We start from the raw sequence: 22,123 nt of genomic DNA, 5'->3' as shown, positions 1-22,123 counted from the left end.
TCGTGATGCCCGACGTGTTCTCCCGCCTCCTGACCAAGCGCTCCGGCACCGGCCCCAGGCCGCCGCAGGAACGCGTCTGGAAGCACCTCTCGCCCTTGCTGCGGCTCCTGATCCTGACCCAACTCGCCTTCAACATCGGCTTCTTCGCCGTCCTGCCGTTTCTCGCCGACCATCTCGGCACGGCGATCGGCATGGCGGGCTGGACGGTCGGCTTCGTGCTGGGTCTCAGAACCTTCAGCCAGCAGGGGCTGTTCGTGGTCGGAGGCCGGCTCGTCGACCGCCACGGGGTGCGGCCGGTGATCTTGGCGGGCTGCGTGCTGCGGATCGCCGGGTTCGTCTGGCTGGGGTTCGCCGAGGAGACCTGGGCGGTGATCGGCGCGGTGCTGCTGATCGGTTTCGCCGCCGCGCTGTTCTCCCCTGCCGTGGAGTCGGAGGTGGCGCGGCAGGCGGTCGGGTGGGAGGAGAAGGGCAACGGCTCCCGGACCCGGGTCCTGGCCCTGTTCTCCGCCGCGGGCCAGGCCGGTGCCTTCGTCGGCCCGTTGCTCGGCGGCCTGCTGCTCGCCGTGGACTTCCGTACCGCCTGCCTCGCGGGGGCCGGGGTCTTCGTGCTCGTCCTCGCCGGCCACGCGCGGCTGATGCCGCGGCACATCCCCGGCCGCACGCGGTCGCGGGACCGGGGTGCGGTGCGCGAGGTGCTGCGCCACCGCCGCTTCCTGGCGCTGTGCTGCGCGTACGGGGCCTACCTGCTCGCCTACAACCAGCTCTACCTCGCCCTGCCGGACGAAGTGGAGCGAGCCACGGGTTCGCAGGCTCCCCTGTCCTGGCTGTTCGCCCTGTCCTCCCTGCTGGTCGTCTTCGCGCAGCTCCCGGTCACCGGGTGGGCGGGCGACCGGCTCGACCTGCGCCGTTCCATTGCCGCCGGGCTGCTGCTGGTCGCCGCCGGGTTCGCGGTCGTGGCGGCGGCGCGCCCGGCGGGCTGGACGGGCCTCGCGGGTCTGCTGCCGGCCGCCGGGTTCGTCGTCCTGCTCACCCTCGGCCAGATGCTGATCGTGCCCACCGCCCGTGCGTGGGTGCCCGACCTCGCCGGGGAGGGACGCATCGGCCTCTACACGGGGGCGTTGTCCTCCGTCTCCGGCCTGATCGTGCTCATCGGCAGCTCGGCCACCGGGTCCCTGCTCGACACGGGGCTTCCGCCCGCCGTGCCGTGGCTGGTCCTCGCCGCCGTGCCGGCGCTGGCCGTGGCACTGCTGCCGCGCGGGCCGGGGCCTGCCGCTCGGCCATGAGCTGTCAGGGCAACGTCGCCGTGCTGGAGGCCGGAGCCAGGTCGTCCCCGTCGTCCGTCAGGGTGGAGACCGCGGCGAAGACGTAGAGACACCCCGCCGTCGCCACCGCGAGACCGGCCAGAAGCGGGGTCCAGGTCCTGAGTCTGGCGGCGGCGGTCCGGCCGCGGAACCGCTTCTCCATGACGGTGAATCCGCGGATGGTGGCCACTCCGACACCCGTGAGGGTCAGCGCCATCCCGACGCCGAACGTGAGCACGATGGCCAGCGCGCCGAGCGCCCGGCCCGTCAGCAGACCGCTGACGAAGATCAGGAACGCCGACGGCGACGGCAGCAGTCCGCCCGAGAGCGCCAGTGCCGCAAGGCCCTGGCGGGACCACGGGTTGGTCAGCTGCTCCACGTGGTGGTGGGCGTGGGCGGCGGTGGCGTCCCGCGAGTCCGTCTCGTGGTCGCGGTGCTCATGGGTGTGCCCGTGGTCGTGGTGCTCGTGGGAGTGCCCGTGTTCGTGCCCGTGTTCGTGCTCGTGGGAATGCCCATGGGAGTGGCTGTGACCGTGGGCATGCCCACGGCCGCGGAGCTGCCGGTGGATCAGGCCCACCCCCACGATCACGACGACCACTCCTGCGGCGGCCTGCATCCACGCGGTGGCGGTCTTGGTGCTGACCGCCGTGCTGCTGACGCCCACCCACAGCAGTGCGAGCACCAGCACCGAGAAGGTGTGCATCGTGGCAACGATCACGCCGAGGCGTACCGCGTCCTTGTAACGGCCCCGCGTTCCCACCAGGTACGCGGCGGTGATGCTCTTGCCATGGCCGGGGGCAACGGCGTGAGCGGCGCCGACGCCGAGCGCGACGACCAGGGCGACCCAGAAGAGCGCGTGCCCGTCGAAAAGGGCTATCAGGTGGTTGTCGAGACGTCCGATGCCTGTCATGCGTTGCTCCTGGTGCCTGTACCTGTGCCTGTAGCGGGGTCGGCGCTCGTCAGGGCCTGCGCACCTGGGCCGTCCGGGGTTGCCGGGGACGCGGCGGGCAGGCCGGGTCCCGAGGTGGTGGTGCCGGCACGGGCAGCCGTGCGGCGGCGAAAGCGGTGGAGGACCCACCCGCCGATGGCCAGGGCGGCGGCGAGAGTGCCGGCGGAGAAGACCGCGACCGTCCTGCGGACGCTTCCCCCCGAGGCCGTGAACCGTACGTGTGCGGTCGGCTGGGCAGAGGTGAACAGCGTCTGCTCCGACTGGGCCGGCCCCTCCGAGGTGAGCATGGTCCGGTATGCCGGGTGAAGGTCCGTGAGGGCGCTGATCGTGACGTCCACCTCGACCACGGGGTCCGGACAGGCGAAGGCGAGCTGGGCCCCTTGGGCGGGGAAGTCCTTCATCGCCCCGACCACGGTCCCCCGGCAGGGCCGGCCGTCCTGACCGACCGCGATGTGCTTGAGCAGGTAGGCCCGAACGGCCGGCGACTGCCGCAGTCGCTGCTCGAACGACAGCGCCGGGGAGCCGCCCCCACCCTGGGCATCGAAAACCCCGAGGGACTGGCCGAGCGTCACCCAGTCCAGCTTGTCGGTGTTCCAGGCGAGCAGAAGACGGGAGCCCTGGACGCTGACCCTGGCAGTGGACGGTGGACCGAACGGGTGCGCGGCCGCGGAAGGAGCCGGCCCCGCGAAGACGGTGAGCACCGCCAACGCCGCCCCCGCCAGAACGGTGCCCGACGACAGCCGGACCGAAGCCCTCGAACGGGCGGGAAGCTGCAGGGACACGGTGCGGTTCTTTCGTGCGGTCGGTGAGGCTCGGCGTTCGATGACGCGACGTTCACACGGCACTCTGTCCAACCGACCGGACACGTGACCGACCATCATGTGGAGGCCAGATGAACGTGCGGCCCCCGAAGCACGTACGGGCAAGGGTCGTTTCACCCCATCGCGGCTTGCGCGGACCCGTAGATCGGGAGGATCTGGTCCAGGCTCGTGATGGTGAAGATCTGCCGGATGTCGGGGTTGACGATGACCAGCCTCAGGACGCCGGCGCGCGCACGGATCCGCTTGTGAATGCCGACGAGGAGCCCGAGGCCGGTGGAGTCCATGAAGGTCGCCCCGGTCAGGTCGACGATGAGACGTATGCGCGAACGACTGACCACGACCGCGAGCCGACCGCCGTCGCCGCGCACTCGGCCACCTCCCCGCCGGCCCCACCCGCGCCCAGGCCTGCGACCGATTCCAACTCGACCCGGCGTGACCGGATTTGATCCATTCGCCGACAAGCGGTGCGCGCGTCCCGGTGGGGCCGGTGCCGGTGGACCGGATGAGGCGGGCGGGGTTCCGGTTGCGCCTCGACCTGGGAGAGTGATCGTTGGGCCGGACGGTGCCACAGGCCTCGACTCCGGCCCCGGAAGAGCCTTCCCGTTCGGATCCAACGTGACGTGTACCTGCGAGTTTCCGCCACTCCCCGCAAATTGGTCACAAAAATCACACAAAGACGTCACCATGTGACAGACGGATGCCTCGGCGACCGGTCTTCGAGGGGACGGCCGGCGTCGAGCGAGGGGGGTGCGTCCGCTCCGTGGGAGCTGTACTCACCCCTGCCCGGGGGGAGGACTTCGACCGCATGAAAAGGACCATGCGCACGACCGCACTCACCGTGAGCGCGCTCGTGGCCGCGCTCGGCATGCCCGCGGGGGCCGCGCACGCCGACGGCACCGCGCCACGCGTCGATCTGCGGACGCTGATCGTGAGCGACGGCGGCCCGGCCACCGGCGCGATCGCGGCCGAGTTGGACACCGCGGGGACGCCCTACACCACGATCGACCTGAACCAGTCGGGCAGACCCGTGATCGACGCCGGTTTCCTCGCGGACACGGTGGACGGACGGCCGCGGGCCAGGTTCCAGGCCGTCGTGCTGCCCAACGACAACCCGTTCCCGGCGGACTCGCCCGAGATGGCGGCGCTCGCGGACTACGAGCGGACGTACGACATTCCGCAGGTCGACGCCTACACCTACGCCCGCCCGGAGGCGGGGTTGCAGTACCCGGACTACTCCGGCGACGTCGACGGCGTGCAGGCCGAGGTGACGGCCGCCGGCAAGGCGGGCGCCTTCGGCTATCTGAAGGGCGCCGTGCCCTTCGAGGACATCTCGCCCACGGTGTCCGAGAGTTACGCCTACCTCGCGCGTCCTGCCGAGGGGGCGGACTTCACGCCCTACCTCGAGGCTCCGGTCCCGGGGCAGTCGGCACGCGGCTCGCTGGTCGGCGAGTACCGGCACGACGGGCGGCGCGAACTGGTCGTCACCTTCGTCTACAACCAGTACCAACAGCAGTTCCAGCTGCTGGCCCGCGGCATCGTCGAGTGGATGACCGGCGGGGTGCACCTGGGCGCCTCCCGCAACTACTTCGCCGTCCACGTCGACGACGTCTTCGCCGCCGACGACCGCTGGGACACGGAACTCAACTGCACGCCCGGCGACGTCGACTGCCCGGACGGCGCGGGCACGCCCGACCCGATCCGGATGACCGCCGCGGACGTCGACCACGCCGTCGCCTGGCAGCGCGACCACCACTTCACCCTCGACCTCGTCTACAACGGCGTCGGCAGCGTCGACCAGCGCGCCGAGCACAACGGGGCCGACGCGCCGGCCGACCGGCTGATCGCCGAGCGCGGCGAGTTCCGCTGGGTCAACCACACCTACACGCACGCCTTCCTCGGCTGCGAGCAGGACGTCACCGTGGTGCCCTGGCGGTGCGCGTCCAACGCGGACGGCAGCACCAAGTGGGTCAGCCGCAAGGACATCTCCGACGAGATCGCCCACAACCGGCAGTGGGGTCAGAGCGTCGGACTGCCCTTGCAGAACGACGAGTTGGTCACCGGTGAGCACTCTGGTCTGAAGGTGCTGCCGCAGCAGCCCGACGACAACCCCAACCTGGCACCCGCGCTCACCGACAACGGCGTGTCCTGGCTCGCCTCGGACAACTCCCGCGACCCGGTGCTGCGCAAGGTCGGCAGCGCCACCACCGTCTCCCGCTACCCGATGAACATCTTCTACAACGCCGGGCGGGCGGCCGAACAGGTCGACGAGTACAACTGGATCTACACCAGCCGCGCCCAGGGCGGCAGCGGCATCTGCGAGGACAACCCGGCCACCACCACCTGCCTGCCGGCCCCGCTGGACCTCGCCACCGGCTACACCGACCACATCGTGCCGCTGGAGACCCGCATCGCCCTTGGGCACGTGCTCGCGGGCGATCCCAAGCCGCACTTCATCCACCAGTCCAATCTCGCCGAGGACCGCCTCGCCTACCCGGTCATGGCCGGCGTGCTCGACGGCTACCGCGCGCTGTTCGCGGACGACACCCCCGTGGTGAACCCGCGGATGAAGGACATCGGCGTCGAGATGCAGCGCCGCGCGGACTGGCGGACGGCTCTGGGCAACGGGCAGGTGACGGCGTACCGCATCGGCGGCACGGTCACGGTCTCGGCCCCCGCCGGGGTGACGGTCACCGCCACGATGCCGGCCGGCACCACTCTGTCCGGCCACGCCTTCGGCTCGGCGTACGCGGGCGCGCTGTCCGGCTGGACGGCCTCCACGGGGCAGCCGCTCACGCTCGGGCTGCCGTCGTCCGCCGCCGCACCGCACACCGCCGCGAAGGCGGCCCAGCACGGCCCGGTCACCGTTCCCGCACCCCGCACCCGCGTCCCCGCGGGTGTGAGCGAGCCGCCCGCGCAGAACACGGCGGGCTGAAGCACGCCACCCACAGGTCCCGGCCGCCACCCGGCGGCCGGGACCGGCACGACCACTCACACCTCGGCCGTGGAGCACTGCGATGCACATTCAGCACGGCGCGCGCCCCGCTGTCCCGACGCGCGTCACCCTGCTCACCGAAGGAACCTATCCCCACAGTCACGGCGGCGTCAGCGTCTGGTGCGACCAGCTCGTCCACGGCATGCCCGACCTGGAGTTCGACGTGCTCGCCGTCACCGGCACCGGCCGCGAGCCGCTGGTGTGGGACCTGCCCGCACATGTGTCGCGCCTGGTCACCGTCCCGCTGTGGGCCGACCCTCCCGAGGGCCGCCCACCGCGAGGACGCGCGCGCAACCGGCTCACCGGCGCCTACGAGCGGTTCCTGACCGCGCTGCTCGACCCGTGCGCGGAGGACGGGTTCGCGCCCGCGCTGCGCACGATGGCGCGGGCCGCCGCCGACGGCGGCCTGAGCGCCTTCCTCCGCGGCGACCAGGCCCTCTCCGTCCTGACCGCGGTCTGGAACCGGCCGGGACTGCTGGTGCGCGAGGCCCGGCCGACCCTGCACGACGCGCTCACCGCGGTCGGGCTGCTCGAACACGCGCTGCGCCCGCTGGCCGCGCCGCCGCCCACGAGCGGGGTGGCGCACGCGGTCAGCGGCGGAGTCGCCGTCCTGCCGGGTCTGACCGCCCTCGAAGAGCACGGGGTGCCGCTGCTGCTGACCGAGCACGGGGTGTATCTGCGCGAGCGCTATCTCGGTCACCGCACCGCCCCCTACCGCTGGCCGGTGAAGGCGCTCGTCCTGGGCTTCTTCAGGCTGCTGACCCAGGAGAGCTACCGCAGGGCCACCCTGATCACCCCGGGCAACCGCTACAACCGGCTGTGGGAGGAGGAGGGCGGCGCCGCACCGGAGTCGATCCGCACCGTCTACAACGGCGTGGACCCGGCCGCGTTCCCGCCGGCCGGACCGGAGCCGGAGGTGCCCACCCTCAGCTGGGCGGGCCGGGTGGACCCGATCAAGGACCTGGAGACCCTCATCCGCGCCTTCGCCCTGGTCCGGACCGAACTGCCCGAGGCCCGGCTGCGGTTGTTCGGCGGCACGCCGCGCGGCGGGGAAGCGTACCGGGCCCGCTGCGAGGCCCTGGCAGCCGAGCTCGGGCAGGCGGACGCGGTCAGGTTCGAGGGACGGGTGAAGGACATCAAGGACGCCTACGCCGCCGGCAACGTGGTGATGCTCTCCAGCATCAGCGAGGGGCTCCCGTTCACCCTGATCGAGGCCATGTCGTGCGGGCGGGCGACCGTCTCCACGGACGTCGGCGGGGTACGGGAGGCCGTCGGCGACACCGGTCTCGTGGTGCCGCCGCGCGACCCGGCCGCCATGGCCGCCGCCACGCTGCGCCTGCTGGACGACCCCGGGCGCCGCAGGGCGATGGGGGAGGCGGCCCGGCTGCGCGTGATCGAACAGTTCACCCTGCGCCGGACCATCGAGACGTTCCGCGCCATCTACCTGGACCTGGCGGAGCGCGGACCGCGCACCCACCCGGCGGCGGACGCCGCCGCCCCGGGGGCCCCGGCCGCTCCCGCCGCCCCGGCCGGCCCTGTCAGCCCGGCCGGCCCCGTCACCGGGAGCGTGGCGATATGAGCGGACCGATGGCACTCGAACCGGACGCGTCCGGGCCGGACACGCTCGCCCTCCGGCTCGCCCGGAAGGCGCCGCGCCCGCACCGGACGGACGACAGCACCCTCGCCCTGCGGCGGCCGGGGCACGGCCCGGACGACGACCAGGTCGACCGGCTCGCCGCCGTGCTGGCCGACCGCGTCGGTCCCGCGGTGCACCCCTACGAGGTGGCCGCGCTGCTGGAGGCCGAGGGCCTGTCCACCGACGTCGTCCGACGCCGGTACGGGCATCCGAACCTGTTCTCCCTGGCCTCGGCGCTCTACGAGCGGGTGCCGCGGAGTTTTCCCGAGCCTGCCCGGGCCCCGGACCCATGGCGTCCGGACCATGTGCGCTGTCTGCTGCGCGGCGTCCTGTTCGCCCTGCCGGGGCTGGCCTATCTGCTCGCCGCCCCGCTCTGGCACGCCGAGGACCACGCCCCCGCCCTGGTCGTGGCGCTCATCGTGTCCTGGTCCTGGGGCCAGGCGGTGGGGCATCGCGCGCACCTGCGGAAGGCCGCGGCGCCGCGGGAGGCCGGGCGCACCCTGCTCGTGGGGGCGCCGCTGGGGGCGGTGACGGCCACGGCCGCCGCGGTGCCGTTCTCCGGCACGGGGCAGGTGCTCTGGGTGGTGGCCGCGCAGTCCGCGTACCTCGCCGCGGCGGGCGTCCTGCTGGTGCTCGCCCGGGAGCGGTGGCTCCTGGCCGCGCTCACCCCGCTGGTCGCGGGTGCGGCGGTGCTGCCGTGGTGGGAGCCGGGACCGCTGCTCCGCGCCGGTCTGCCGCTGCTCGCGCTGCTGGCCACGCTCGCCGCCACCGTACGGGCCGTGCGGGTCCTGCTCGCCGCCCCGGCCGCCGCCCACGGCCCACGCCCGGCGCTCACCGCCTCGCTCCCCTATGCCCTGTTCGGCCTGGCGGCGGCGGTGCTGGTGCTGCTGGAGGGCCGCCGGCACCCGTACGCGGTGATCGTGCTGACCGTGAGCATGGGGCCGGCCGAGTGGCTGCTGTACCGCTACCGCGGCTGGTCGCTGGCGGCACTGCGGCGTACGGCCACACCCGCCGCCTTCCTGCTGCGTTCGGTGGGGGTCCTCGGCCTCTGCCTGTCCGCCTACCTCCTGCCGCTGCTGCCCGCGGCCCTGCTCACCGGGGCCGACCCGGCCGAACTACTGCTGCTCGCCGCCGCGTTGTGGACGGCCCTGCTGCTCCAGGCGTTCGGCGTGGCCTGGCCGCCCGCGGTCGTCTGCCTGCTCGCCGCGGGCTGCGCGGGCGCGGCCACCCTGCTGCGGCTGCCACCCGGGCCCGCGGTGCTCACGCCGTACTGCGCGGCGGCGGCGCTGTGCCTGTCGGGGTACGTGCTGTGGCGGCTCGGCCGGCCCGCCCCGCACCTGTGACCGCCCCGGACCGCGGAACGCTCCGGCCGCCGCGGCTCCCCGTGCCACCGCCCCCTCCGCCCCACCGCGACTGCCGCAGCACCGCGGCTCTCTGCGGTGATCCACCGAACGCCCTGAAGGGACACCAGAGTTGACATCCGCACCGCTCGCCGCCGTCACCGGAGCCGAGGGCTTCATCGGCTCGCACCTCACCGAAGTGCTCGTCGCCTCCGGCCACCGGGTCAGGGCGATGGCCCAGTACAACTCCTTCTCCTCCTACGGGTGGCTGGAGACCCTGCCCTCCGACGTCCTGGACCAGGTGGAGATCGTGCTCGGCGACGTGCGCGACCCCGGCTCGGTCCGCGGCCTGCTCGAAGGGGCCGACTGCGCCTACCACTTGGCGGCCCTCATCGCGATCCCGTACTCCTACCAGGCGCCGCACAGCTATGTGGACACCAACGTCACCGGCACGCTCAACGTGCTGGAGGCGGTGCGCGCCCTGGGCACACCCCGGCTGGTGCACACCTCCACCAGCGAGACGTACGGCACCGCGCGTACGGTGCCGATCACCGAGGACCACCCCATCAACACGCAGTCGCCGTACGCCGCTTCGAAGGCGGGCGGGGACCGGCTCGCCGACAGCTACTACGCCAGCTTCGGCACGCCGGTGGTGACGCTGCGGCCGTTCAACACCTTCGGACCGCGGCAGTCGATGCGCGCGGTGATCCCCACCGTCATCGGCCAGGTGGCGGCCGGGCAGCGCACCATCACCCTCGGCGATCTGCGTCCCACCCGCGACTTCACCTACGTCGCGGACACCGCGCGGGCGTTCCTCGCGGTGGGCACGGCCGAGGCCGGACGGGTCGTCGGGCGCACCTTCAACGCCGGGACCGGCGGGGAGATCTCGGTCGGCGACCTGGTCACGCTGATCGGCAAGGTCATGGACACCGCCGTCGACGTGCGCGAGGACGCCGAGCGCCTGCGACCCGCGGCCTCCGAGGTGATGCGGCTGGTCGCGGACGCGACACGGCTCGCCGAGGCGACCGGCTGGCGGCCCGCGCACACCCTGGAGCAGGGGCTCGCCCACACCGTGGAGTTCTTCCGCGACCCGGCCAACCTGGCCCGCTACAAGACCGGCATCTACAACATCTGACCCTCGTACGGCCCGTCCACGAAGGAGAGGCCCCATGCACGCAGTCATCCTGGCAGGAGGCAAGGGCGTCCGGCTGCGGCCCTACACCACGGCGCTGCCCAAACCGCTCGTGCCCATCGGCGACCAGCACGCCATCCTCGAGATCGTGCTGCGCCAGCTCTCCGCGGCCGGATTCACCACGTGCACCATCGCCATCGGCCACCTGGGCGAGATCATCCGCGCCTACGTCGGCGACGGCTCGCAGTGGGGGATGAAGGTCGACTACTCCACCGAGGACAGCCCGCTGGGGACCATGGGTCCCCTGCTGACGATGCTCGACCGGCTGCCGGATACCTTCCTGGTGATGAACGGCGACGTCCTGACCGACCTCGACTACGCGGACGTACTGCGCAGGCACCGGGCCTCGGGCGCGCCGCTGACCATCGCCACGTACGCCCGCAAGGTGCACATCGACTTCGGGGTGCTGACCACCGACGCCAGCAGGGTCGTCGCCTTCACCGAGAAGCCGAGCCTGGACTACCGGGTCTCGATGGGGGTCTACGGACTGTCCCGTGCGACGCTCGACAGCTACACGCCCGGCCTGCCGCTGGGCTTCGACGAACTGGTCCTGGACCTGCTCGCGGACCAGCGTCCGCCGCACGCCTACGAGTTCGACGGATACTGGCTGGACATCGGCCGGCCCGACGACTACGACCAGGCCAACGCCGAGTTCACCACCCGCAAGTCCCTGCTGCTCAAAGGAGCCTGAACCACGCATGCGCATCCTCGCCCTGGGCTCCACCGGCTACCTGGGACAGCACGTGATGGCCCGTCTGCGTGCCCTGCCGGGGGCGCGGGTGCTCACCGCGGGCCGCTCCCCGGACGCCGACGTCGGGGTCGACCTCGCCGGCGACCCGCCGGAGCGCCTGGCCGAACTCCTGGTGCGGGCGGCACCGGACGCCGTGGTCAACTGCGCGGGTGTGACCGGCGGGGACGGTGTCGCGCTCGCGGAGGTCAACGCCCGCGGCCCGGCCGTCCTGTGCGCGGCGCTGCGCGAGGCGGCCCCCGCCGCCCGCCTGGTGCACCTCGGCTCGGCCGCCGAGTACGGCCCCGGGCGGCCCGGCACGAAGGCGACCGAGTCGGCCGCCACCTGCCCGCTCGGCCCGTACGGCGCCACCAAGCTCGCGGGCACGGTCGCCGTGACCGCCTCCGGTCTGGACGCGGTGGTGCTGCGCGTCGGCAACCCGGTGGGCCCGGGAGCACCGGTCACCGGACTGCCCGGCCGGATCACCGCGCTGCTGCGCGACGCCGGCCCGGACCCGGAGGCGGTGTTGCGGCTCGGCGACCTGTCCGCCCACCGGGACTTCGTGGACGTGCGCGACGTCGCCCGGGCGGTGGCGCTGGCGGTCACGGCCGACGGTCCGCTGCCACCGGTGCTCAACATCGGCGGCGGCGAGGCCGTCCGGGTACGCCGTCTGGTGCGCGAGCTGACCGCCCTGGCCGGCTTCCGGGGCCGTGTCGAGGAGGACGGGGGCGGTTCCGCCCGATCGGCGCGGGTGTCCTGGCAGTGCTCCGACATCGGCGCCGCCGCCGAGGCCCTGGGCTGGCGGCCGTCGTACACCCTCGGCGAGTCGCTGGCCGCGCTGTGGACCGCCGCCGAGCCGGGAGCGCACGCCCCGGGAGTCGAGGTCGTCCGGTGAGTCTGCTGGTTCCGCTGTACGTCCATCCGGCCGAGGACCCGGGCGCCTGGCACCGTCTGATCAGGGGGGCGGCGCGCACGTACGCGGTCGTGCTGAATCCGGCCAGCGGGCCGGGCGCGGGTCCGGACCCGGCGTTCACGGCGGTGGCCGAGGCGCTGCGGGCGGCCGGTGCCCGGCTGCTCGGCTACGTGGACACCGACTACGGAACGCGCGCCGCGGCCGAGGTCGCCGACGAGGTGCGCCGGCACCGCGAGTGGTACGCGGCCGACGGCTGCTTCCTGGACCGCGTGACGGCGGCGCCGGACGGGCTGCCGGCCTGCCGGAAGCTGGTCCGGTCGGCCCGCCGGCTCGGCGCCGGGACCGTCGTGCTGAACCCGGGCGTCCATCCGGCGCCGGGCTATGCCCGCATCGCCGATCTGACGGTCACCTTCGAGGGCCACTGGTCGACGTACGTGTCGGCCTTCAGCCGTCCCGCCTGGACGGCACGGCAGCCCGCCGAGCGGTTCTGCCACCTCGTCTACGGCGTGCCCGAGGCGCTCGTGCCGCTCGCGGTGCGGACCGCGTGCGCGCGCGGGGCGGCGGTCTGCGGGCCGGTGACGGGAGAACAGCCGAACCCCTGGGCCGGGTTGACGCCGGCGCTGACCGGGACGGTGCGATGAGGATCAGGACACTGACGTGCGCGGCGGCACTGGCCGCGCTGGCGGCCTCCCTGCTGACCGGGTGCTCCGGCGCCGGCGGGGAGGAGGGCGGGGCCGCACGGCCCGGCTCGAGGACGGCACCGGGCGGCCCCGGCCACCCGACGGACCCGGAGGCGACGCCTTCTGGGACGACGGCCGGCGCTGCCTCCCGCGCCCCTCGTGAGGCGCTGTGGCGGCCGCGGCCCGGCCTGACCTGGCAGTGGCAGCTCGACGCCAGGGCCGACCCCTCGGTCGACGTGCCCGTCTACGACATCGACGGCTTCGAGAACACCGCGGCGGACGTGGCCCGCCTGCACCGGGCCGGCCGCAAGGTGATCTGCTACATCAACGTCGGCGCCTGGGAGGACTTCCGTCCCGACAAGGACGCCTTCCCACGCTCGCTGCTCGGCGAGGCCAACGGGTGGCAGGGCGAGCGCTGGCTCGACATCCGCCGCGTCTCCGTCCTGCGCCCGATCATGGAGCGGCGGTTCGACATGTGCCGGGACAAGGGCTTCGACGCGGTGGAGCCGGACCTGGTGGAGGGCTACTCCAACCCCACCGGCTTCCCGCTCACCGCACGCGACCAGCTCCGCTACAACCGCATGATCGCCGAGATCGCCCACGAGCGCGGCCTGTCGGTGGGTCTCAAGAACGACCTGCCGCAGATCCCGCAGCTCGTGGGCGACTTCGACTTCGCCGTCAACGAGGAGTGCGCGCAGTACCGGGAGTGCGAGCGGCTGAGCCCGTTCGTGGCGGCCGGCAAGGCCGTCTTCCACGTGGAGTACGCGGTGCCGGCGGACCGCTTCTGTCCGCAGTCGCGCAGGCTGGGACTGTCGTCGATGCGGAAGAAGCCGGAGCTGGGGGTGTGGCGCGAGCCCTGCTGAGCCGGCTCGGACGCGGGCCCGCTCCCGGTCAGACCGGTTCGGGGGTCTTGGTCTCCTCGGTGAAGTCGATCTCCGGCGGCGGGGTGCGGAACAGGCGGGTGAGGTAGGCGAGGTAGAGCACGCCCAGGGCGAGCCAGATCAGGCCCAGGGTGATGGCCTTGCCGTCGAGGCGGGTCAGCAGCCAGATGTCGACCGCCGCGCCGATCAGCGGGAAGGCGACGTGGGTGAGCGGGTTGAGCCTGCGCCCCGCGCGGCGCTCGCGCGCGAACATGGCGATCACGCTGAGGTTGACCGAGGTGAACGCGGTGAACGCGCCGAAGTTGATGAACGAGGTGGAGGTCGCCACGTTGAGCCGCAGCGCGACGAGCCCGATCGCCCCCGTCAGCACGATGTTCACGGCGGGGGTGCGGAACCGGGCGTGGACGAACCCGAAGAAGCGGCGCGGCAGCACTCCGTCCCGGCCCATCGCGAACAGCAGGCGGGAGGCGCTGGCCTGGGCGGCGATGCCCGAGGAGAACTGGGCGACCACCAGGCCGGCCAGGAAGATCGAGGAGAACAGGCTCCCGGCGATCGTCTTGGCGATCTCGAAGGCGGCCGAGTCCGGGTCGGCGAAGGTGCTCCCGGGGTGGACGAGCTGGGTCGTGTAGGCGAGGAGGACGAAGATGCCGCCGCCGATCAGGGCGATGAGGATGATCGCGCGGGGGATGGTGCGCCGCGGCTCGACGGTCTCCTCGGTCAGGGTGGTGACGGCGTCGAAGCCGAGGAAGGAGTAGGCGGCGATGGCCGCTCCGGCCGAGACGCCGACCAGGGTGCTGTTGTCGTTGAGGAACGGCGTGGCGCTGAACAGCGCTCCGGTGCCCGAGTGGCGGAAGACGTGGAGCAGCGAGAAGAGCGCGAAGAAGCCGATGACGAGCACCTGGAAGGTCATGAGCAGGTCGTTGGTCTTCTCCGCGGTGCGGATGCCGCGCACGTTCAACGCGGTCGTGAGCGCGATGAAGCCGACGATCCAGACCCAGGAGGGCACGCCGGGGAACTGGGCGTGCAGATAGGCGCCCCCGATCAGCCAGATGACCATGGGCAGGAAGAAGTAGTCGAGGAGCGTCGCCCAGCCGACGAGGAAGCCCGCCCTGGAGTCGATGGCCCGCCGCACGTAGGTGTAGGCCGAGCCCGCCACCGGATGGGCCGCGGCCATCTTGCCGTAACTGTGTGCGGTGAAGATCATCGCGACCATGGCCAGCAGATAGGCGGTCGGCACGGTGCCGTTGGTCGTCTGCGCGATGACTCCGTACGTGCCCAGCACGATCAGGGGGGTCATGTAGGCGAGGCCGAAGGCGACCACTGATCTGAGGGTCAGGGTCCGGTTCAGCGTCGGGGTGGGGTGTTCCATGGCGGGGCTCCAGGGGGCGCGAAGGGGCCGGGCGGGCTTGCGGGGATGTGTCGGCGGGCGCCGGGGCGCGGGGGACGGGGCGGCGGCGGGCAAGCGGGGCGGTCAGCCGTCGGCGCGGCGGTCCGGGTTCCAGCGGCGGGGGTCGATCCGGCCCTGGTACAGCGGCAGCTCGATCGGGGCGTCGCCGTCCTGGAACTGGTCCCACACGCGGTTGAGGCCCGCCGTGCCGTGGGTCCGGACCCGGGTGACGTCATCGAGGTCGAGCACATCGGTGAGGACGGTGGGCAGGGCGTCGGGGGCCTCGACCCGCACCCGGCCCTCCGGGTCCACCACGAGGCTGCGGCCGGTGCCGACCGGGCCCGCGGTGTTGACGCTGATCACGTAGACCTGGTTCACCAGGGCGTTGGCCCGGGCCAGGACCAGTTCCTGGGCGCGGTCGGCGGTCGTCGTCATCACCGGATTGACGATCACTTCGGCGCCCATCCAGGCCAGATGCCGGGAGACCTCGGGGAACCACGCGTCGTAGCAGATCGCGAAGCCGATCCGGCCCGCGTCGGCCAGGTCGGCCACGACGAAGCGGTCGCCGGGGTCGTAGGGCTCGTAGGGGCGCCAGGGGAAGATCTTGCGGTACGAGGCCGCGAGCCGGCCCTCGGGCGAGAAGGCCAGCGCGGTGTTGAACAGCTCGCCGCCCGGGCCGCGCTCGCACACGCTGCCGGGCAGCAGCCAGACGCCCAGGTCCCCCGCGAGTTCGGCGAGCATCCTGGACCGTGGGCCGTCCAGCGGCTCCGCGGCCTCCCGCAGCTGGGCCTCCCGCTCCTCCCGGGAGCCCTCCACGCCGCACAGGTGCAGCTCGGGGTGGACCACCAGCCGGGTCCCGGGGAATCGCGCGAGGAGGTCCTCGACCTCGTCGGCGAAGCCGGCCAGCGGCGCGCGGGAGGAGCGCGGAGGGGCCTGTGCGAGGGCGATGGGCAGGGGCCGGGACACGGGAGTCACCACTTTCGGACAGCAGATGGCCTGATGGCCAAAAAAAATAGAGCACGATGAGCACTTAAACAAGAGTGTTCAAGATGAGCACTTTTTGAGTACGGTGTCGCCATGCCCGGCTCCCCCGTGAACTCCCGTCCGGCGCGCGAGAAGCAGGCCACGCACGGTCTGGACGCGCCGCCGCTCACCGCCATCCGGCGGCTGTCCGCCCTGGACGCCGTACGGGCCCGTATCGCGCTCGCCGTCGATCTCGGTCTGCTGGCGCCCGGTGAGCGGCTGCCCGGCAGCGACCGGATCGCCGAGGCCCTCGGCGTCTCCGAGATCACGGTCCGCCGGGCCCTGGTGGCCCTGTGCAAGGAGGGCGTGCTGGAGCGCAGACGCGGACGCACCGGAGGAACGCTGGTGGCCGAGCGGCCCGCGCACTCCACGGTCGGGGCCGTCGAGACGTACCGGGCGGCATCCGCCGACGTGCACCAGCTGATCGACCACCGGCTCGTCCTGGAGTGCGGGGTCGCCCACCTGGCCGCGGTCCGCGGTCTCGACACCGAGTCCGCGCGGGAACTGGACCGGCTGGTCGAGGAGATGGACCGGGCCCCGAGCTGGGCGGAGTTCCACGGCTGCGACGAGCGGTTCCACAGGGCGGTGGCCGCCGCGACCGGCCTCGACTCCGTCGCCGAGCCCTACGGCGCCGTCCTCCGGGAGCTGTACCGCTACTACCTGCCCTACCCGCTGGACTTCCTGCGCCACTCCAACGACGAGCACCGCGCCCTGGTGAAGGCGATCGAGCGCGGGGACGCGGCGGAGGCGGCCGAGGTGGCACGCCGGCATGTCGAGGACCTCCACAAGAGCATGTTCATGGACCTCCTCGACCGGCGCTGACGCGCGCCCCCGGCGGCGATCACACTCAAGAGCACGACCGCGGAGCCGGCCACGGCCGCAGGCGGTGAAGGAGGATGCGATGTCCGCCGCGCGTAAGGAGCGGGCCCGGGCGGCCGAGCAGGCCGACCGGCTGACGGCGCAGGGGGTGAGCGGGGTCGTCCTCACCATGGTGGACACCGCGGGCATCACCCGCGTCAAGACCGTGCCGGTCTCGGCGCTGCCCGACGCCGTGCAGTGGGGTGTCGCCATGCCGCCGGTCTTCGATCTGTTCCTGGCCGACGACTCCGTCACCACCGGCGGGCACCCCGGCACCCCCGAGGGCGACCTGCGGCTCCTGCCCGACCTCGACCGGCTGACCCCGCTGGCCGCGCAGCCCGGCTGGGCCTGGGCGCCGGCCGACCGCCACGACCAGCGGGGCGCCCCGTACCCCGGCTGCCAACGGCTGTTCGCGCGGCGGATGACCGAGTGGGCCGCCGCACGCGGGCTCGCCCTGCGCATGGGCTTCGAGACCGAGTGGGTGGTCGGCCGGGACGCGGACACGTCCCCGTCGCCGGCCTCGTCCTCGTCGCCGACCCGCCCGGCCGCGGGCCCCGCGTACGGCATGGCACGCTTCGTCGAACTGTCCGACTACCTGCGCGACCTGCTGGACGCCCTGGTCGCGCAGGGTGTCGCCGTGCAGCAGCTGCACCCGGAGTACGCGCCCGGCCAGTTCGAGGTGTCCGTGGCACCCGAGGACCCGGTGGGAGCGGCCGATCTGGCGGTGCTCGTGCGGGAGACGGTCAGGGCGGTCTCCGCGCGGCACGGGCTGACGGCCTCGTTCGCCCCGGTCGTCGAGGCGGGAGCGGTCGGCAACGGGCGCCACCTGCACCTCAGTCTCTGGCAGGACGGCCGGAACCTGTGCCGGGACGGGGACGGCCCGCAGGGGATGACGGCGGTCTTCGAGGCGTTCCTCGCGGGCGTCCTACGGGAGCTGCCCGCGCTGCTCGCCCTGGGTGCGCCCGCCGCGGCCAGCTATCTGAGGCTGGAGCCCTCGCGCTGGTCCGGCGCCTTCCAGTGCTGGGGCCCGGAGAACCGTGAGGCCGCGATCCGCTTCGTCGCCGGGGCACCGGACGCCGACTGGGCGGCGAACGCCGAGATCAAGAGTTTCGACGCGGCGGCCAACCCCTATCTGGCGGTGGGCGCGGTCATCGCCGCCGGCCTCGCCGGAATCGACGCCGCCGCGACCCTCCCGCCGCCCGTGGTGGGTGACCCCGCCCAGGTGGGAGGGGTGACACGGCTGCCCGCCTCGCTCACCGAGGCGCTGGCGCACTTCGAGCGCTCGGCGGTGCTGCGCGAAGCGCTCGGAGAGTCGCTGTTCGGCGCGGTCGTCGCGGTACGCCGTGCGGAGGCCGCCCGGTTCGAAGGGGCGACGCCGCAGAGCATCGCGACGGCCGCCCGACTGCTGTACTGACGCCCGACCGCTGTACTTACTAGAGGGCTTCTCGAAACCGAGAGTGGGGCTGGGGATTCCGTACGGGCGTGCTGTTCAGGTGATCGCGGCCGAGGGCATCACACGTTTCTGGGAGGCAGCACGGAGAGCACGCGCACGATGTGATCGCGGAATTCCTCCATAAAGCGTGTCAGAAACTGTTCCGTATCACTATTGGTGACCTGACCATCGTCCGTGAATACTTCCGAGTTGAACCTGATGTAGGCTTCGGGTGCGTTCATTTGTGGAGAGTTGCAGTAGCTTAGAACGCTGCGAAGGCTCTGCTGGGCGATGGCTGTCCCGATGGCACCGGGGGAGGCTCCGATTACCGCGGACGGTTTGTGGGTGAATGAATTGTCTCCCCAAGGGCGACTGGCCCAGTCGATGGCGTTCTTCAGAGCGCCGGGGATTGATCGATTATATTCCGGGGTGACGAATAGAATGGCGTCGACGGAAGAGATCGCAGTTTTGAGTCTCCTGCCTTCACTGGGGAAGTCACTGTCGTAGTCGTAGCTGTAAAGCGGGAGATCGCTGATCGGGATCTCATGGAACTCCAGGTCCGGTGGAGCCAGTCGGATCAGGGCCTTGGAAAGCGTTCGGTTGATGGATTGAGCCGCCAGGCTTCCCACGATGTAGCCGACCTTGTACGTGGTCATTTCTCCTCGCTTCGATGCGCGCGCCTTGCATTCACCGGGCCTCTCGCCGGAAGCGGGCGCACTTCCTCCTGGTGCACGAAATCACGGTCGTTGGTAATCCGCCTTCCAGGCTGATCCAAACGGAGGAGTACGCGTCACGGTGCCGTCATGCTGGGCTCACCCCGATAGCCCGAGCGCGCCCGTCGGCGCACGCCCAACGTCAGGGGTGTTGGCCGTGCGCCGACGGTGGCCTGGCGGCCCCGAGTCGTACTCGGCCGGGGGCCGCATGCTGGCTTGTTCTGCGGTGCCTGCCCCGGGCGGGTTGCCGGTGACGACTGTTCAACGGGCGCCGCCGTCGGGGTGCAGGACGACCTTGGTCCATCCGTTGTCACGGGCGTCGAAGTGCTGGTAGGCCTCGGCGGCCCGGTCCAGCGGGAGCTCGTGGGAGACGATCCAGGACGGTGTGGCCTTGCCCTGCTGGATCAGGTTGCACAGCTGGCGGTTGTAGGCCTTGATGTTGGCCTGCCCGTTGCCGACCGACTGGCCCTTGAACCAGAACAGACCGTAATCGAAGGCGAATTCACCGTGCTTGTAGAGCTTGTCGGGGCTGCCGGGGTCCTGCGGGATGAAGATGCCGACCACGCCGATGGTGCCGGTGAACTTCACCGACTCCACCAGGCTGTTCAGCGTCATGTTGGGGTGCTCATGGCCCTGGGGATCGTGGGCCTGGTAGCCCACGCACTCACAGCCCCGGTCCGCCCCGAGGCCGTTTGTGTGCTCGTTGACCTGGTCGACGGGCGAGGCCTTGGAGTCGTCGATGGGAATTGCCCCGATCTGCTCGGCCAGCGCGAGGCGGTCCGGGTGGCGGTCCACGACCATGACCTTGGATGCGCTCTTGAGGTTCGCCGACAGTGCGGCCATCAGGCCGACCGGGCCGGCACCGTAGATCACCACGGTATCGCCGGGCTGTATCCTGGCGAGTTCCGTGCAGTGCCAGCCGGTGGGGAAGATGTCGGACAGCATCACGTAGTCGGTCTGCCGCTCCCGGGCCTCTTCCGGCAGGACCAGGCAGTTGTGGTCACCGTAGGGCACCCTGAGCAGTTCGGCCTGCCCGCCGCTGTACGGGCCCATGTCGGCGAAGCCGTAGGCGGCACCGGCCGTCTTCGGGTTGTCGGCAGTGGTCAGGCAGAAAGCGGTCAGCCCCTGCTCGCAGTTCCGGCAGAAGCCGCAGCTGATGTTGAACGGCAGGCAGACCAGATCCCCGACCCTGACCCTGTCGACCCCGGCGCCGACCTCGGTCACCTCCCCCAGGTTCTCGTGGCCGAAGATCCGTCCCTGCTCGAAGTCCGTGCGGCCCTCGTACATGTGCAGGTCCGACCCGCAGATGTTGGTGCTGGTGATCCTCACCAGCACATCGGTGGGCCGTTCGATGCGCGCGTCGGGGACATCTTTCACACTGACGGTGCGCGGCCCGTCATAGACAACGGCCTTCATGACTTCCCCTTCGATTGTTTCACCGCACGATGGCCGGCAACGGGAACTGCGCAGGGGGATCAGGCCACTCTGAATGACTCAGGCGACGAAAACCGGCGCGCACGTCCCGCTCAGGCAGCGGAACAATCCTGCGCTCCGCAACGTCCTCGGCCTTCGGGGACAACTGCCGCGCCACCGCTCCTCCACCCTCCCACCCCCATCACGCCTGTCAAGCTGCGGACGGGACGCCCTGGGGAGCCTGTCCATGGGAGCTCCGGGTCCCCGGAAAATGGGCATCAGCTCCCGTGGGGCACTTTCGGGCGAGTGACCGGTACGACGGTGAGGAGATCGTCCAGCCCTTTGAAGCCATCGGGGTTGGTGGTGAAGAGGGGAAGGTCCTCGGCCACGGCGAAGGCAGCGATCATCAGGTCGGCCACCCGGCGGCGCGACGCCTTCCGTGGGAACGCCGGTCGCCTCCCCCAGTTCCTGGCCGATGTCCCGCCGCGTCGGCGACGTGCGCGAAACCAGAGGAACCCGTGTCCCAGCAATGTGATCACGGTGGGCACCGCCCTGTGCCTCTCGGACGGGGTGCGTACGATCCGTGAGCCCCTCTGGCAAATACGGTGAGCACGGAATATATCTACATAAAGTGGTCGACCTATACCAAATAGGCATATACTTCTTTCCGCGACTCGCCTTCCCCCGAGGGTGGGATCCCGAGGGCTGCAATCCGACCAATCGCGCTGCGCCTTGCCCCTCAAGGAGCCAGCACACCGGACCACCGACGTAGGAGTCGCCATGGTGGCGTGCTCTCTGACAGGCATCTCAAAGTCGCCTGTGGGTGGTTTCTTCGATGCTGCTCTGCGCGGTGTCGGGCAGGTGTTCCTGCAGAACAACCCTCTCACCGGGCTGCTGTTCTTGGTGGGCATCTTCCTGAGTAGCTACGTGACCGGCCTCTATGCTCTGCTGGGCGTGGCGGTGTCCACGGCCACGGCCCTTGCGGCCGGTGTAGACCGCTCGACGGTACGGCGGGGCCTCTACGGCTTCAACGGAACCCTGGTGGCCATTGCCCTGGCCACCTACGTGAGGCACGGCTACGCGCTGGTCGGTTATGTGGTTCTTGCCTCCATGGCGGCAGCGGTCCTCACCGCCGCCATCCACGACTTCCTCAACTCCGAGCACGTCCCCACCCTCACGGCGGCTTTTGTGCTGACCGCGTGGATCTTCCTCGCCGGCCTGCGACAGTTCAGCCACTTCACGAGTTCGCCCGCCTCTGCCCGACCGCAGCTCCCGGCCGGGATCCCGCACACCAGTGGCGCCTTGACACCGTCGGACCTTCTCTTCGGATTCTTCAACGGCTTCTCTCAGGTCCTGCTGCAAACCGGATTGTGGACGGGGGTGGCCTTCCTCGTCGGCATCCTGGTGAACTCACGGCTGTCGGCCGTGGTGGCGGCCATCGGTAGCTTGATCGGCCTGGGAATCGGGTGGGCCTTCGGCATGCCCGCCGGCACTCTGCATGACGGGATTCCGGGCTACAACGCGGTGCTGACCGCGATTGCCCTGGGCGGCCTCTACTACCTGCTCAGCCGGTGGTCGGCGGTTTTCGCGGCGATCGCCGCCGCAACCAGTGTCGTGGTCTACGCCATGTTCGCCACAGTCCTCTCGCCGGCCGGTCTGCCCGTACTGACCGCGCCCTTCGTCGCGACCACCTGGGCGTGCATTTTCGCGGCAGACTCCCTCACCCGCCTGCGAGCGGTGCATCCCGCGGACGCAGGTACACCCGAGGTCAACCTGCGCTCGGCCAGGTCGTCGCCGGGGAGAGCCTGACCCCATGGGCCGCACCTCGGTCAGGCACCGAAAGAGGAGACAAGGAAAGGAGAGCC

Annotated in this window: 19 protein-coding genes and 1 pseudogene; 12 read left to right on the top strand and 8 right to left on the bottom strand. The window is 71.6% G+C overall.

Annotation, left to right across the window (positions count from 1 at the left end; genetic code table 11):
- The first annotated feature begins 5 nt into the window (after positions 1-5).
- Positions 6-1,283, top strand: coding sequence for an MDR family MFS transporter (locus tag ACIHCX_RS06155; RefSeq protein ID WP_400027073.1), 1,278 nt, complete (start codon positions 6-8; stop codon positions 1,281-1,283).
- Positions 1,284-1,287: 4 nt separating this feature from the next.
- Here the strand turns inward: ACIHCX_RS06155 and ACIHCX_RS06150 are convergent, their stop codons facing one another.
- The 3 genes from ACIHCX_RS06150 to ACIHCX_RS06140 form a co-directional block, all read right to left on the bottom strand.
- The gene (locus ACIHCX_RS06150; protein WP_400027072.1) at positions 1,288-2,211 is read right to left on the bottom strand and encodes a nickel/cobalt transporter; all 924 of its coding nucleotides are present in this window, start codon (positions 2,209-2,211) and stop codon (positions 1,288-1,290) included.
- Positions 2,208-3,032 (bottom strand): hypothetical protein, encoded by an 825-nt coding sequence (locus ACIHCX_RS06145; protein WP_400027070.1) that lies wholly within the window; start codon positions 3,030-3,032, stop codon positions 2,208-2,210. The genes ACIHCX_RS06150 and ACIHCX_RS06145 overlap by 4 nt, the downstream gene beginning before the upstream one ends.
- 152 nt (positions 3,033-3,184) lie before the next feature.
- Positions 3,185-3,439: an STAS domain-containing protein gene (locus ACIHCX_RS06140; protein ID WP_400027069.1), complete on the bottom strand. Its 255-nt coding sequence runs from the start codon at positions 3,437-3,439 to the stop codon at positions 3,185-3,187.
- A gap of 437 nt (positions 3,440-3,876) precedes the next feature.
- Between ACIHCX_RS06140 and ACIHCX_RS06135 the strand changes: the two genes are divergently transcribed.
- The 8 genes from ACIHCX_RS06135 to ACIHCX_RS06100 all read left to right on the top strand — a co-directional run bounded on the left by ACIHCX_RS06135 (position 3,877) and on the right by ACIHCX_RS06100 (position 13,414).
- Positions 3,877-6,003 carry a hypothetical protein gene (locus tag ACIHCX_RS06135; RefSeq protein ID WP_400027067.1) on the top strand — a complete coding sequence of 709 codons (2,127 nt, stop codon included), beginning with the start codon at positions 3,877-3,879 and terminating at the stop codon, positions 6,001-6,003.
- An 82-nt stretch (positions 6,004-6,085) separates the two neighbouring features.
- A complete protein-coding gene (pelF, locus tag ACIHCX_RS06130) occupies positions 6,086-7,642 on the top strand; it encodes a GT4 family glycosyltransferase PelF (protein WP_400027065.1) in 1,557 nt (518 codons plus the stop codon).
- Positions 7,639-9,042, top strand: coding sequence for a hypothetical protein (locus tag ACIHCX_RS06125; protein ID WP_400027064.1), 1,404 nt, complete (start codon positions 7,639-7,641; stop codon positions 9,040-9,042). Before pelF ends, ACIHCX_RS06125 begins: the two co-directional genes overlap by 4 nt.
- Before the next feature lie 130 nt (positions 9,043-9,172).
- Positions 9,173-10,174: a GDP-mannose 4,6-dehydratase gene (locus tag ACIHCX_RS06120; protein ID WP_400027063.1), complete on the top strand. Its 1,002-nt coding sequence runs from the start codon at positions 9,173-9,175 to the stop codon at positions 10,172-10,174.
- 34 nt (positions 10,175-10,208) lie between these two features.
- Entirely contained in the window at positions 10,209-10,922 is a 714-nt protein-coding gene (locus ACIHCX_RS06115) for an NDP-sugar synthase (protein WP_400027061.1), read from the top strand.
- A gap of 7 nt (positions 10,923-10,929) precedes the next feature.
- Positions 10,930-11,853, top strand: coding sequence for an NAD-dependent epimerase/dehydratase family protein (locus tag ACIHCX_RS06110; protein ID WP_400027059.1), 924 nt, complete (start codon positions 10,930-10,932; stop codon positions 11,851-11,853).
- Positions 11,850-12,512: a spherulation-specific family 4 protein gene (locus tag ACIHCX_RS06105; protein ID WP_400027058.1), complete on the top strand. Its 663-nt coding sequence runs from the start codon at positions 11,850-11,852 to the stop codon at positions 12,510-12,512. Before ACIHCX_RS06110 ends, ACIHCX_RS06105 begins: the two co-directional genes overlap by 4 nt.
- Entirely contained in the window at positions 12,509-13,414 is a 906-nt protein-coding gene (locus tag ACIHCX_RS06100; RefSeq protein ID WP_400027056.1) for an endo alpha-1,4 polygalactosaminidase, read from the top strand. Before ACIHCX_RS06105 ends, ACIHCX_RS06100 begins: the two co-directional genes overlap by 4 nt.
- Before the next feature lie 28 nt (positions 13,415-13,442).
- On the opposite strand, the gene ACIHCX_RS06095 is transcribed toward ACIHCX_RS06100, so the two are convergent.
- Positions 13,443-14,801 (bottom strand): APC family permease, encoded by a 1,359-nt coding sequence (locus ACIHCX_RS06095; RefSeq protein ID WP_400027054.1) that lies wholly within the window; start codon positions 14,799-14,801, stop codon positions 13,443-13,445.
- Between the two features lie 102 nt (positions 14,802-14,903).
- Positions 14,904-15,785, bottom strand: coding sequence for a carbon-nitrogen hydrolase family protein (locus ACIHCX_RS06090; RefSeq protein ID WP_400027053.1), 882 nt, complete (start codon positions 15,783-15,785; stop codon positions 14,904-14,906).
- Positions 15,786-15,896: 111 nt separating this feature from the next.
- On the opposite strand from ACIHCX_RS06090, the gene ACIHCX_RS06085 reads away from it, so the two are divergent.
- Positions 15,897-16,664 (top strand): FadR/GntR family transcriptional regulator, encoded by a 768-nt coding sequence (locus ACIHCX_RS06085; RefSeq protein WP_400027051.1) that lies wholly within the window; start codon positions 15,897-15,899, stop codon positions 16,662-16,664.
- A gap of 79 nt (positions 16,665-16,743) precedes the next feature.
- The gene (locus ACIHCX_RS06080; RefSeq protein WP_400027049.1) at positions 16,744-18,114 is read left to right on the top strand and encodes a glutamine synthetase; all 1,371 of its coding nucleotides are present in this window, start codon (positions 16,744-16,746) and stop codon (positions 18,112-18,114) included.
- Positions 18,115-18,212: 98 nt separating this feature from the next.
- Here ACIHCX_RS06080 and ACIHCX_RS06075 read toward each other — a convergent pair whose 3' ends face one another.
- The 3 genes and pseudogenes from ACIHCX_RS06075 to ACIHCX_RS06065 form a co-directional block, all read right to left on the bottom strand.
- On the bottom strand, positions 18,213-18,788 hold the full coding sequence (locus tag ACIHCX_RS06075) for an NADPH-dependent FMN reductase (protein WP_400027047.1): 576 nt from the start codon (positions 18,786-18,788) through the stop codon (positions 18,213-18,215).
- 318 nt (positions 18,789-19,106) lie between these two features.
- A complete protein-coding gene (locus tag ACIHCX_RS06070; protein WP_400027045.1) occupies positions 19,107-20,261 on the bottom strand; it encodes a glutathione-independent formaldehyde dehydrogenase in 1,155 nt (384 codons plus the stop codon).
- Positions 20,262-20,536: 275 nt separating this feature from the next.
- Positions 20,537-20,686 (bottom strand): annotated as a pseudogene (locus ACIHCX_RS06065) (VapC toxin family PIN domain ribonuclease); the annotation flags it as partial.
- A gap of 352 nt (positions 20,687-21,038) precedes the next feature.
- Between ACIHCX_RS06065 and ACIHCX_RS06060 the strand changes: the two are divergent.
- The gene (locus ACIHCX_RS06060; RefSeq protein ID WP_400027044.1) at positions 21,039-22,067 is read left to right on the top strand and encodes an urea transporter; all 1,029 of its coding nucleotides are present in this window, start codon (positions 21,039-21,041) and stop codon (positions 22,065-22,067) included.
- The last annotated feature ends 56 nt before the right edge of the window (positions 22,068-22,123 follow it).

Source organism: Streptomyces sp. NPDC052043 (genome assembly GCF_044548235.1).
GTDB lineage: Bacteria > Actinomycetota > Actinomycetes > Streptomycetales > Streptomycetaceae > Streptomyces.
This window is presented reverse-complemented; position numbering and strand designations above follow the sequence as displayed.